The sequence below is a fragment of the Agriterribacter sp. genome, assembly GCF_035497235.1.
In the GTDB taxonomy this organism is placed as follows: domain Bacteria; phylum Bacteroidota; class Bacteroidia; order Chitinophagales; family Chitinophagaceae; genus Agriterribacter.
Genome location: NZ_DATJEB010000032.1, coordinates 144,991 through 157,834 on the forward strand (window position 1 = coordinate 144,991; position 12,844 = coordinate 157,834).

The window sequence follows — 12,844 nt, forward strand, 5'->3', positions numbered from 1 at the left end:
TCATCAGGGTTTCGTGGACCTATAACACATGGTCGTTTATGAATATCCCGGCGCGACTTATGCCGAATGTGCTTGTAATCGAACTGTAACGGAATTGAAATACGGAAAGCGCTTCATCAAACACATCGCTAAGGTTTCTTCTAAGTCTATTCTTCCATTGTACCGCATCAAATGCAAAAAATCGTATCTTTTAATAAATTTTTTTTATGAGTTCCGCATTTGTAAGAGAAAGTGAAGAGCAATGGCTGCATGACGTGGGGCCGGGTATTCATGCCTTGATCCTGTACCTCACAAGGGAAAACAACGGCGTAAGGGTATATGAAAAGCAAACGTATACAGATGCCGCTTCCGGCAGGGAAATACATGTTATGAGCAACGGCTTATCTTACGCAAAAGATGCGGAAAGCAAATGGTATATTGTGTAAAACCGCTATTTGTCTCTTAATATATACTGGTATTCCATTTTACCCACAAGTTTTTTTTGTTTGTTCAAACAAAGTTCTCTTGTCTTTAACCCGCTTTCCGCGTATTCATACCGCCACACCAGGTAATCGCTTCCTCCCTGCTGAACGGCGATCATTTGAGCAAGCTGTCCTTTTTCATTGTATTCAAACATATAATCGGGCAACAGTCTGGCAAGCCGGGTATGGTATCGCACCACATCCGTTAAGCGGTTAAGCGCATCGAAATAATAATATATTTTTTCTTTTGAAACGTTATGCCACCAGCTTTCTTCTTCTGTTACATTGCCCTGGCCATCACAAACAAATTTTACAATGGTAGTGTCTGTGGTATTCTTAATACGAAACATTGTTTCAGGACAGCCATCGTTGTTATACTTCCATTCATGGGTTTCTTTTTGCTGTATTTTGCTGGTAAACCCTTCCGATGTATTGCCGGCAATCAATAGTCTTCCGGCAATATCGTAACTGTACTCATATTTATTTACCGATTCATTGCTGCTGTCTGTGGAACGGTATAATTGTCCGTTGGCATTGTAAAAGGCAGTTAGCGATGAGGTACCCGTAAGATCGGTTTTGGTAAGGGTTCTTATTTGGGTATAATTGTTATTGGGGGTTACTTCACAAATGAAATTTTCCGCGGGCTGTCCGTTTGCCTCATAACTGAGCAGTTTTACCTGCGCTACCCTGTTCTTTTTGTATAGCTGCTGTTGTTGCTGATTTTGAGCGGCTAATACAATATCGTGGTAATAGTATTGCGCAACGCTTTGCTGAAAAAACAGGATGGCTGCATGTAACAGAACAAGATAACGGAGAAACGGGAATAAGTGATGCTTCATAGCTGGCAAAAGTATTATTTTTATCAAAATTTAAGCCCTTGTCTCATTTTAAAGAAAGGAAGGAAAAAAACTGCCTCAATTGCGGGGCAGCAGTTCAGGGAAGGTATTGCGGAATATGCGGACAGGAAAATATTGAACCCCGCGAATCTGCATGGCACCTGGTAACGCACTTCTTTTATGATATTACCCATTTTGATGGAAAGTTTTTTACTACGGTCCGGTATCTTTTACTGAAACCCGGGTTCCTCACTGCCGAATATGTTAAAGGCAGGAGAGCAAGCCACTTGCACCCTATACGAATGTATGTGTTTACTTCCGCTTTCTTTTTTCTTCTCTATTTTTCTTTTATCAGCGGTCATAAAGAAACGGAAAAAGAAGGGGTAGAGGCATTGAAGGAAACATTAAATATTAAAAAGGAAGGCCTCAGTGGGATGAATGAAATGTTCGCAAAAACCAGCGATACGGTTTTGAAAAATGCTGTAGGCAGAACGATAGCCCAATATGAAAGCGATATAAAATTGTTAACCGGCAGGTTGAAAAAAGAGGAAATAGCGGAAAAGCAAAACGATAAAACTAAAACCCCGGTAATGGATTCTGTTTTTGCAGGATTGCCGCTTCCGGGCGGCATCATAAGTAAAGCGGATTCTATAAGTAAAGCAACCATCGAAAACGGTAAGCTTCATGGCAAAGGCGAAACCTGCAATGTAAGATTTTATACCATTCAATGGTACCAAAACGAAGCTACCTACAGTGCAGTGCAGGAGCAATTGCCTGCAGGAAGAAAAGACGGGTTGATAGAACGTTCTGTTAAACTAAAAACACTGCACTGGTACCAGGAACAGAAAAAGAACAGCGAAAAGTCATTACAGGTACTGATAGATAAGTTCAAGCATTCTTTTCCCACCATGCTGTTTATTTCACTTCCTTTTTTTGCGCTTTTTTTAAAACTGCTGTACATCAGGAGAACAAAGTTTTATTATGCGGATCATGGTATATTTGCTATACATACCTATTGTGCCCTGTTTGTACTGATGCTGCTGTATTACATGCTTGGTGCTATTGGCGGAAGATTGCACTGGCGGATATTTTCCCTGGCAAAGGTTACAATGATTGTATATGTGCTGTATTACGTGTATAAAGCCATGCGGAATTTCTACGGGCAGGGCAGGTTCAGAACGTTGCTCAAATATTTTTTATTAAGCTGGATGACCTTTACGGTGATGGCTATACTGGTTATCGTTTTTCTGATCATATCGGCTTACAAGGTTTAACGAAGATATATGGAAACAACAGGCAATGCTTTTTTGAGATTAGTAAAGATCATGGATGAGTTAAGAGCGCAATGTCCGTGGGATAAAAAGCAAACCATACAAACCCTGCGCTCGCTTACTATTGAAGAAACCTATGAACTGGCTGATGCTATAACGCAGCAAAGCTGGAAGGATATTAAGGAAGAACTTGGAGATATTTTGCTGCATATTGTTTTTTATGCTAAAATAGCTACAGAACAAAAGCAGTTTTCCCTGGAGGATGTTATTCATGGCGTATGTGAAAAACTGATCTTCCGGCATCCCCATATTTATGGAGATGTGCAGGTGGAAAATGAAGAAGACGTAAAGCGCAATTGGGAAAACCTGAAATTAAAAGAAGGTAAAAAATCCGTTCTGGGCGGCGTTCCTGCGGCGCTTCCCGCCACGGTAAAGGCTATGCGCCTGCAGGAAAAGGCAAAGCAGGTGGGCTTTGAGTGGGACAACCGGGGGCAGGTTTGGGAAAAGGTGGAAGAGGAAATGAAAGAACTCCAGGAAGCGATAGCCGAGAATAACACTGAACATATAGAAGAAGAATACGGCGACCTGGTGTTTTCACTCATTAACTATGCACGGTTTTTGCATATTGACGCTGAAAGTGCGCTGGAGCGAACGAATAAAAAATTTATTGACCGCTTTACGCGTATGGAAAAGGAAGCAATAACAAATGGGAAGAACCTGGCAGAGATGTCGCTTGAAGAAATGGACGCCATCTGGAACCGGGTTAAACAGCAAAAAAAGGAATCTTGAAAAAATTCTGGAGCGATATTCTTTATAACAACGGTTACCTGCTTATTGGAGCAGCATGGCTGTTTACGATCTCCTTTATCTTCAGCAATTACTGGTCTTATACTTCTTCCCCCGGAGGAGTAACAAAATCCCTGGAAAAATATATCTGGCGCAATGAGCAAAATTTCGATACTTTTTTAAGAGACACGGTACTGCTGGGAAAGATCCTTAATAAAACTGAAGACGAAGCTGAAGTGCAGCACATCACGCGGCAGGATTATAAGGTTTTTTTGTATGAAGAAGTGGTTCCCGGAACCTACAATCTTTTATTCTGGAACACGCAGTCTGTTTTACCCGGGCAGGATTTGCTGCGGAAGGAACAACTCCGGTATATTGCATCCCTGTCCAATGGTCAGTATGAAGTAATACGGAAAAAAATTGCTTACCAGGGTAAGTCTGTTATTGCGTTATATCTTTTGCCCATTCGCAGGCAGTATGTACTGGAAAGCGAATACCTGAAGAACGGTTTTGTTAATCATGCTCATATAGAAGAAAATTACGCCCTTGTATTTACCCCCACCAGCTACCCGGTGCAAAGTATCAACGGTACAACGCTTTTTTATCTTCAGCCCAAATCATTAGTTGACCAGCACAGCAACGACTGGCTGACCGTGCTGTTAAGAATACTGGGGTCGCTGCTTACGTTATTCTTTTTTCATAACCTGGCCATAGCGCTTTCGCGGTGGGCAGGAGCGGTTGCGGGGGTATCTTTTATGGTAGTACTGATGATTGGATTGCGGGTATTAAGTTATTTTTTTCCCATACCTGCCAACTTCCGGCAATTTGAATTGTTTGACCCGGTAATATATGGATCCAGTATTATATCCCGCTCCTTGGGCGATTTGCTGATCAACAGCATTCTTTTTTTCTGGCTGGTACTTTTTGCCAGGATCCAGTTCTCAAAGCAGCAAATTCGTTTACAGATAGAAAATATTACCTGGCGCCGTATAGCAATAGTGGTACTGTCGCTGGTAATGGTAATAGCCACGCTTATTGGCGGACATGTTATACGCAGCCTCGTAGCCGATTCACAGGTTTCTTTCGATGTCACTAATTTTTTCAGCCTTACCACATACAGTGTATTTGGATTTATAGTGCTATGCTGCGTTTCATTGGGGTATTTTATTTTTTCACAGGCTGTTGTAAAAGCGATAAATATATTAAACCGAAAATCGCGTTACAACCCCATGCTCATTATTTCCATTATTGGGTTACTGGGTTTGAGTGTAAGGGTGAACAGCGCTTATGTGTTTTTTGAATTATGCATGCTCATCTGGCTGTTACTGTATGTATATCTTATGGGTAAAGTGGAACTTGGTTTAAAAAGAAATAATTTCCTGGTGGCAAATGCGCTTTTCTGGTTATTTATTTTTTCGGCGTCTATTGCGTCTATTATTATTTTTCAAAACCGTACAAGAGAGCTGGAGTTAAGAAAACGAACCGCTGAAAAACTGGTAATGCAGGCCGACCCTTCGAGTGAAAGATTATTAAATATAGCTATCCAAAGTTTCAGTAACAGCTTTTTTCTTACTAACCTCTGGCGGCTGCATGATCCTGTACAAAGCGCTATATTTAAAGATAGCCTGATCAATGCCAACTTTACGCCATACCTTAATAAATATGACACAGAGCTCTTTTTTTATGATGCGGAGGAAAGGCCCATTCCCAGTGGTGAGCGGTTAACCTTTGATGAGTTAAATACCATTTATTCTGTACAGGGTAAAGGTACCAGGATCCCCGGTCTGCGCTACTACGAAACGGCGTTTGATAAATTCAGCTATATCTATCTTAAAGCCATCAGGGATAGCGCCCAGTCAGTCAGGTCTTATTTTTTTATGCTGGCTAATCCCAAACGTTACCGGAGCGAGGCATTATATCCTGAGCTGTTCAGGCAGGCGGAAGACTATTCATTTGAATATGCGCCGGATTATGCATACGCCATTTACGATGGCGGCGCTTTGCAGGTATATGTTAATGATTATAGTTTTCCTACCAGCCTAACGGAAAGTGATTTGCCCAAACAGGAATTTTTTGAAAAGCTGACCAACGGGTATAGCGAATTGTGGTATAAGTCGGGCAATAAGGTAATTATCATCACACGAAGAAGCAGCTTCATCATGGAAGCTATTACGCTTTTTGCTTACCTGTTTTGTTCATTTCTTTTGCTGGTAGCATTGTTCCAGGTGGCAAGCATTATCATTCAATCGGGGTTCCGGTGGCGGGCGTTACGTGAAATCACGGATTTTAATATCCGGTCGCAGATATATGGCACCGTAATTTTTGTGAGTGTATTCTCTTTTATCGTAGTTGGAGCGGCCACCATTTTATTTTTTACCGCTTCCTATAATAAAAACAACCGCGATAAGCTGAGCCGGTCCATACAGGACATATCTACTGCCTTAAAAAATAAGATCAGCGATCACCGGCTGCTCGATAACGGTATACAGGCATACGATTCTGTTTATGGAAAATCTGTACGGCAGCAAATAACCGATATGGCTCAACTGCATAATGCCGATGTTAACCTGTATAACTCCGATGGTTCACTCCAGATATCTTCCCAGCCTTTTGTATACAACAAAGGAGTGCTAAGCCGTATGATGGACCCATTGGCGTTTTATAATCTTAACCGGCAAAAGAAAATACAATATGTACAGGAAGAGCAATACGGTAAAATGAATTATCTCAGCATTTACGTGCCGGTAATGGGCGAAAACAGGCAAACCGTTGGCTATCTTAATATTCCTTATTTCAATTCTCAAAACAGGCTGAAACGGGAGATATCGAGCTTCCTGGTTACCATTATTAATCTTAACGCTTTCATTTTTCTCTTGTCCGGAATTATCGCATTATTTCTTACCAACAGGATAACCGGTTCTTTTACGCTTATTAGTGCCATGATGAGAGACGTTAACCTTGGCAAACACAATGCGGAAATTGTTTGGAAGAAGAAAGATGAAATAGGCGGACTGGTAAAAGAGTATAATAAAATGGTGCAAAAGCTGGAAGAAAGCGCTGTGGCATTGGCTAAAACGGAAAGAGAAGGCGCCTGGCGGGAAATGGCAAGGCAGGTAGCGCATGAAATTAAGAACCCGCTTACGCCCATGAAGCTCAGTATACAATATCTGCAGAAAGCCATTTATAATAATGCACCTAACGTTAAGGAGTTATCATCTAACGTGGCTCAAACCCTTGTGGAACAGATAGATCATTTATCTAGAATAGCCTCCGAGTTTTCGCAGTTCGCTAATATCGGCAATGCCAGAAATGAAGTATTTGAGATTAATAAGCTTTTAAATTCGCTGGTATACCTGCATGATGTGCAGGAAAGCGTAACCATTCACTGGGCGCCCGGCGATGATGCTTTATGCATTGATGCTGATAAAACCCAGATCAACAGGCTTTTCACCAATCTTCTGCAAAACGCCATTGAAGCTATTCCTGAAGGAGAGCGGGGAGATGTTACGGTAAAGGAAGAAAGAAATGCGCATAACGTAAGGATCAGCATCAGCGATAATGGCTTAGGCATTCCAAAAGCCATGCTTCCTAATATTTTCACTCCTAATTTTACTACAAAAACTTCGGGTACGGGTTTGGGACTGGCCATATGCAAAGGCATTGTGGAGCAGTCGCGGGGAAACATCTGGTTCGATACGGAAGAAGGAAAGGGAACCACCTTTTACGTGGAGTTGCCGCTTTATGAAAATGGTATGGTGTCGTGATGAGCGGGTGGGTTGGAAAGTAGTGTTACAGGGTTCAGGGTTGTCTTATCCTTGCAGCCTGCAACTTGCAACCTGTATCCTGCCTCAAACTCCTTTTTTCTTTTTTCTTTTTTGTAAAAAAATTTCAAACTCCCCGAGGCTGTAACTGCTGAGGTTGCTTTGGCGGGTTAATCCGGCTTTTTGCGCGGCAAGCACGCCATAGCGTATATCATTATAACCATCTGTATGATGCGCATCGGGATCAACAGAAATAAGGGCGCCTTTTTCCAGCGCGTAATCAATCCAGCGCCAGTCTATGTCTAAGCGCCGGGGATGGGCATTTAATTCTATAACTACATCATGCTCCACGCAGGCGTTAATAAGCGTTTTATGATCCACAGGGTATCCTTCCCTGCTCAGCAATAGTCTGCCGGTCATATGCCCCAGTATAGTAGTATAGGGGTTTTGAATAGCCGTTAATAAACGGAACATCGCTTTGTCTTCCGACATTTTAAGGTTGGAATGAACGGAAGCTATTACCAGGTCGAATGTAGCTAATACCTGGCTGCTGTAATCCAGGTTGCCATCGTTCAAAATATCGGACTCAATGCTTTTAAATATTTTAAAAGGGTACAGTTGTTTATTAAGCGCATCAATATAAAGATGTTGCTCCTTTATCCGGTCTTCCCTTAATCCGTTAGCATAAAAGGCCGATTTGCTGTGATCGCTGATAACAAGGTATTCAAATCCTTTTTCAATGGCTGCCTTTGCCATTTCTTCTATGCTTTGTCTTCCATCACTCCAGTTGCTGTGGCTGTGAATAACCCCTTTTACATCTTCCGGCTGAATAAGTATTACGGGGGGGGTGTTCATTGCCGTAGCTATTATCGTTTCTTTTTCGCGAAGGCAGGGAGGAATATAAGAAACGCCCGCCGCGTTAAACACCTGCGCTTCACTGCTGTGAATTTGTGCAGATGGAAATTGCTTTTTCCATTCATTTAAAAAAGCGCCGGAGCAACTGGTATGAAATAAGATGCTTCCAAAATTTTCCTCCCCGGCGGCGTAAAATATAATGGTCAGGTTGTCTTCCGTTTTAAAACGAATACCGGATTCGTTTTTTTCCGTAACGGAAAATGGATGCGCTGAAAAAAATTGTTCCAGTTCGTTATTGCCTGCGGTACTCACCCATTCCAGTTCATCAATCGTTTCCAATTGTCTTGCAAAAGCGCCGGTATGTACAAATTTATGATTGGGAAATTGTTTTTGAAGTTGTTGCTGCATGCTCAGGGCATAAGGTTCTATGCCGGCATATAAATAACTTCCTTTGCTGCGCAGGTAAAATTCAATATAGGTTTTTACATTCTGCTGGGTTTTTTCTCCAAATCCTTTAAAGAGCAGCAGCCTGTTTTCATTACAGGCATACAATAATTCACCAATTGTTTCCAGTCCCATTTCCTTCCATATCACCGCTATTTTTTTAGGACCAAGCCCTTTTATTTGCAGCATTTCAAGTATGCCTTCAGGTGTTTTTTGCAGGTATATTTCCAGCGCATTTAATTTTCCGCTTTGCCTGATCTCTATGATCTTTTTACCAATGGTGTTGCCGATACCTTTTATGGCAAATATTTTTTCATCGGTTAACGCGGTTAATACAACAGGCAGTTTTTCTATAGTATATGCCGCCACTGCATAGGATTTTGCCTTAAAACTGTTTTCGCCATGAATGTCCATGAGTTTGGAAAGCAGGGAAAAGGCGTCTGCTATCTGAGAATTATCCATGTAGATAGATTTGAAATGTAATATCCGGCATATAGCAGCTTGTTCTAAAGCCACACCTGCCAGGCAGGCCAATAATAAAAAAAGTCCCGTAAACGGGACTTATATTTTTTGAGCTGTTGAGAAAAAAGCTAAGCTTATTTCTTTTTAGCGGCTTTCTTAGCAGCTTTTTTAGGAGCAGCTTTTTTAGCAGCCTTTTTAGGAGCAGCTTTTTTAGGGGCGGCTTTCTTAGCGGCTTTTTTAGGAGCAGCTTTCTTAGCAGCCTTTTTAGGAGCGGCTTTTTTTACAGCTTTCTTTGCAGTTGCCATGTTTTTTAGAATTTAATGGTTAGTTAATAATGGATTAACGTCATAAAAGTAAAAACATTTTTCCAACTGCAAAATTTTTTTTTAATCTGTTGCTTCAGCAGCGGCTACAGAAACAAAAGTTTTATTGTTTTTGCCCTTCTTAAATTCAACCATACCATCGTTCAGCGCAAACAAGGTAAAGTCTCTTCCCACACCTACGTTCTTACCCGGATGGTAGGCGGTGCCACGCTGGCGAACAATAATGTTACCTGCAGTTGCTGGCTGTCCGCCATATATTTTTACACCCAATCTTTTACTTTGCGAGTCGCGGCCGTTTTTTACACTGCCTTCGCCTTTTTTATGTGCCATGATTTTTAATTTAGAAGTTACCGTTTCGGATTTCGAATTTCAATGTCCGAATTTCAACTATGCAATGTCCGTTACTTTAATATGCGTAAACAAAGTACGGTGCCCGTGTTTTTTACGGAAGCCTTTCCTTCTTTTCATTTTAAAGGCAATTACTTTATTACCCTGTACTTCGCCAACTATTTCGGCTTTAACTTTTATCTTTACATCGGCGCCGGTTGATAAGGCATCGCCATTATCTGCCAGCAGCACATCGGTAAACTCTAAGGCATCACCTGCCTTTCCATCTAAATGCGGAACATAGAGGTTCTGTCCCTGCTGAACTTTAAACTGCTGACCGGCTATTTTAACTATTGCAAACATAAGGCAAATTTTAAGGAGTGCAAAGGTAGGGTTAATTTTCTTCCCGGCAAACAATTGAAAGAAAAAATCTTCCCGGCTTAGCGTGCCGCTTTGCAGCCGTAAAGCTATCTTTGCGGTCTCAACTATTCTTGCTGAAAGCACATGAAGATCAAATCCTTTTTGGCAAAGCCATTTGCCGGCTATATCCATAAGCAGGTAAAAAAATCGATGTTTACGGCCCTGGCAGACCAGGAGCAGATTTTGAAAGACCTGCTGAAAACGGGCAGAAAAACCGAATTTGGGATAGCGCACGCTTTGAATGAGGTGGCTGCCTACAACGAATTCAGGCAGGCTGTTCCCATCCGCGACTATGAAGCCTTTAAGCCTTATATTGAACGCATTAAGCAGGGTAAGCACAACGTGTTGTGGAAGGGGCTGCCTATTTATTTTGCCAAAACCAGCGGTACTACCAGCGGGGTAAAATATATTCCTATAACAAAGGAATCGGTAGATAATCATTTTGAAACAGCCAGGAATGCTTTTTTCTGTTATATGTCGGAAACCGGAAACTATTCCTCTGCCGATGGCAAAATGATTTTCCTGAGTGGCAGCCCCGTACTTGAAAGAGTAGGCGGCATACCCACGGGCCGGCTAAGCGGCATTTCCAACCATCTTATACCCCGGTACCTCCGTACCAACCAGTTGCCCAGCTATGAAACCAATTGTATTGAAGACTGGGAAACCAAGCTGGAGAAGATAGTAGATGAGACCATTGACCAGGATATGACTATGGTGAGCGGGATACCGCCGTGGATGCAAATGTATTTTGACCGGCTAACGGCAAGGAGCGGCAAAAAAATAAAGGACCTGTTTCCTAACTTTAATGTAATGGTACAGGGGGGCGTAAATTTTGAGCCATATAAAGCCAGGCTGTTTGAAAGCATAGGCAAAAAAGTAGATACTATAGAAACCTTTCCGGCATCGGAAGGATTTTTTGCTTTCCAGGATGCTCAGCAGCAGGAAGGTTTGTTGCTTAATACAAACTTTGGGATATTTTTTGAATTTATACCCGCGCAGGAAATATTTTCTGAAAATCCAACAAGGCTGTCCCTCAAAGATGTAAAAGCGGGTGAGAATTACGCGCTTATCATTAACAGCAATGCCGGGCTGTGGGGCTATAACCTGGGCGATATGGTGAAATTTGTTTCAACAGATCCTTTCCGCATAGTGGTTACCGGCCGTATCAAACATTTTATATCTGCCTTTGGCGAGCATGTAATTGGTGAAGAAGTGGAATACAGTTTAATGAAAGCCGCTGAAAAAGAAGGACTGAAGATTACGGAATTTACAGTGGCGCCCATGATAGCGCAGGGCAAAGGTAAAAGCTATCATGAGTGGTTCGTGGAATTTGAAAACAGCCCGCAAAGCGTTCCTGATTTTTCAATGGCTGTGGATCAGAATTTGAGGGAAAAGAATATTTATTATGATGACCTGATTAGCGGTAATATCCTTCAAACCCTGAGGATCCGGCCGGTAAGAAAGAATGGCTTTATAGATTATATGAAGAGTGTGGGTAAACTGGGCGGGCAAAATAAGGTTCCCCGCTTGAGCAACGACCGAAAGATAGCGGATGAATTACAATATTATTTACAGGAGCTATAACCGATGCCAACCCGTATAATTTGAAATAATAGACAGATAATTTTTATCAGTGTTTTTACATGCTGTATCTTGAATCTCCGGACTGATGGGTTCGCAATAAAATTGAATGAAAAAACGAATAGCTATATTTGGTTCCACGGGTTCCGTAGGTACACAGGCCCTGGAAGTGATTGCCTCTAACCCTGATAAGTTTGAGGTGGAAATTTTAACCGCCCATTCTAATGACAAGCTGCTGATCCAGCAGGCAAAAAAATTTAACCCCAACGCGGTAGTTATTGTAAACGAAAGCAAATACGCCGCGGTTAAGGACGCACTGGCACAAACAGATGTAAAGGTTTTTGCCGGCGAAAGCGCGCTGGAAGAAGTTGCCACTTTTGATAGTTATGATATGATGGTGGCTGCTATTGTTGGTTTTGCCGGACTAAAATCTACATTAAAGGGCATTGATTCGGGTAAAGCCATCGCATTGGCCAATAAAGAAACGCTGGTAGTAGCCGGTGATATTGTGATGCAAAAAGCGGTAGAGAAAAGAGTGCCGGTAATACCGGTAGACTCTGAACATTCCGCTATATTTCAGTGTTTGCTGGGAGAAACAAGAAATAAAATTGAGAAAGTGGTGCTAACGGCATCGGGTGGACCCTTCCTGGGCAAAAAACCCAACTTTTTGGTGAATGTAAAAAAAGAACATGCCCTGCAGCATCCCAACTGGAATATGGGCGCCAAAATTTCGGTTGATTCTGCCACACTAATGAATAAAGGGCTGGAAATGATTGAGGCGCGCTGGTTGTTTAACCTGCAGCCAAAGCAAATACAGGTAATTGTGCATCCGCAAAGTATCATACATTCTATGGTGCAGTTTGAAGATGGCAGTATTAAAGCCCAGATGAGCTTGCCCGATATGAAACTTCCTATACAGTACGCACTTGCTTTTCCGCAGCGTATACCCAATACGTTTCCCCGCTACGATTTTACGCGGTCTCCGGGACTGCATTTTGAGCAGCCCGATATTAAAACTTTTCGTAACCTGGCGCTTGCCACGGAAGCACTCCATAAAGGGGGGAACATGCCCTGCGTGCTTAACGCCGCTAATGAAATTGCGGTATACGGTTTTTTGCGCAACAGGATAGGCTTTTTAGATATGATGGAAATAGTGGAAAGAACCATGGATAAGATACATTACATTGAGAACCCCACTTTGGAAGAATATTTTGAGAGCGATGCCGCAGCCCGTAATTTTGCCGCTTCTTTGATCCATATATAACACATATATAACAACACAAAAGGGAAAGTGAAAAAAGAAAACTTCATTATTGC

11 protein-coding genes are annotated in these 12,844 nt (G+C 42.0%); 6 read left to right on the top strand and 5 right to left on the bottom strand.

Translation table 11 applies throughout. The features are described 5' to 3' along the window. The first annotated feature begins 206 nt into the window (after positions 1-206). Positions 207-425: a hypothetical protein gene (locus tag VL121_RS09450; protein WP_325404550.1), complete on the top strand. Its 219-nt coding sequence runs from the start codon at positions 207-209 to the stop codon at positions 423-425. Between the two features lie 5 nt (positions 426-430). Here VL121_RS09450 and VL121_RS09455 read toward each other — a convergent pair whose 3' ends face one another. Continuing rightward, positions 431-1,300: an RHS repeat domain-containing protein gene (locus tag VL121_RS09455; RefSeq protein ID WP_325404552.1), complete on the bottom strand. Its 870-nt coding sequence runs from the start codon at positions 1,298-1,300 to the stop codon at positions 431-433. Positions 1,301-1,338: 38 nt separating this feature from the next. On the opposite strand from VL121_RS09455, the gene VL121_RS09460 reads away from it, so the two are divergent. Genes VL121_RS09460 through VL121_RS09470 form a run of 3 tightly spaced genes read left to right on the top strand, consistent with a single transcriptional unit; the run spans position 1,339 to position 7,118 of the window. Beyond that, the gene (locus tag VL121_RS09460; protein WP_325404554.1) at positions 1,339-2,571 is read left to right on the top strand and encodes a DUF3667 domain-containing protein; all 1,233 of its coding nucleotides are present in this window, start codon (positions 1,339-1,341) and stop codon (positions 2,569-2,571) included. A gap of 9 nt (positions 2,572-2,580) precedes the next feature. Further along, positions 2,581-3,357: a nucleoside triphosphate pyrophosphohydrolase gene (mazG, locus tag VL121_RS09465; RefSeq protein ID WP_325404556.1), complete on the top strand. Its 777-nt coding sequence runs from the start codon at positions 2,581-2,583 to the stop codon at positions 3,355-3,357. Then, positions 3,354-7,118 carry a sensor histidine kinase gene (locus VL121_RS09470; RefSeq protein WP_325404558.1) on the top strand — a complete coding sequence of 1,255 codons (3,765 nt, stop codon included), beginning with the start codon at positions 3,354-3,356 and terminating at the stop codon, positions 7,116-7,118. Before mazG ends, VL121_RS09470 begins: the two co-directional genes overlap by 4 nt. Positions 7,119-7,202: 84 nt before the next feature. Here the strand turns inward: VL121_RS09470 and VL121_RS09475 are convergent, their stop codons facing one another. From VL121_RS09475 to rplU, 4 genes are all read right to left on the bottom strand, one after another. Next, positions 7,203-8,876: a PHP domain-containing protein gene (locus VL121_RS09475; protein WP_325404560.1), complete on the bottom strand. Its 1,674-nt coding sequence runs from the start codon at positions 8,874-8,876 to the stop codon at positions 7,203-7,205. A gap of 134 nt (positions 8,877-9,010) precedes the next feature. Continuing rightward, complete coding sequence (locus VL121_RS09480; RefSeq protein WP_325404562.1) at positions 9,011-9,181, bottom strand: hypothetical protein; 171 nt, start codon at positions 9,179-9,181, stop codon at positions 9,011-9,013. Positions 9,182-9,262: 81 nt separating this feature from the next. Next, on the bottom strand, positions 9,263-9,529 hold the full coding sequence (gene rpmA / locus VL121_RS09485; RefSeq protein ID WP_325404564.1) for a 50S ribosomal protein L27: 267 nt from the start codon (positions 9,527-9,529) through the stop codon (positions 9,263-9,265). 57 nt (positions 9,530-9,586) lie between these two features. Continuing rightward, positions 9,587-9,889: a 50S ribosomal protein L21 gene (gene rplU, locus VL121_RS09490; protein ID WP_325404566.1), complete on the bottom strand. Its 303-nt coding sequence runs from the start codon at positions 9,887-9,889 to the stop codon at positions 9,587-9,589. A gap of 141 nt (positions 9,890-10,030) precedes the next feature. On the opposite strand from rplU, the gene VL121_RS09495 reads away from it, so the two are divergent. Together VL121_RS09495 and VL121_RS09500 are read left to right on the top strand one after the other, a co-directional pair. Next, a complete protein-coding gene (locus tag VL121_RS09495) occupies positions 10,031-11,530 on the top strand; it encodes a GH3 auxin-responsive promoter family protein (protein ID WP_325404568.1) in 1,500 nt (499 codons plus the stop codon). A gap of 106 nt (positions 11,531-11,636) precedes the next feature. After that, positions 11,637-12,791 (top strand): 1-deoxy-D-xylulose-5-phosphate reductoisomerase, encoded by a 1,155-nt coding sequence (locus VL121_RS09500; protein WP_325404570.1) that lies wholly within the window; start codon positions 11,637-11,639, stop codon positions 12,789-12,791. Positions 12,792-12,844 lie beyond the last annotated feature (53 nt).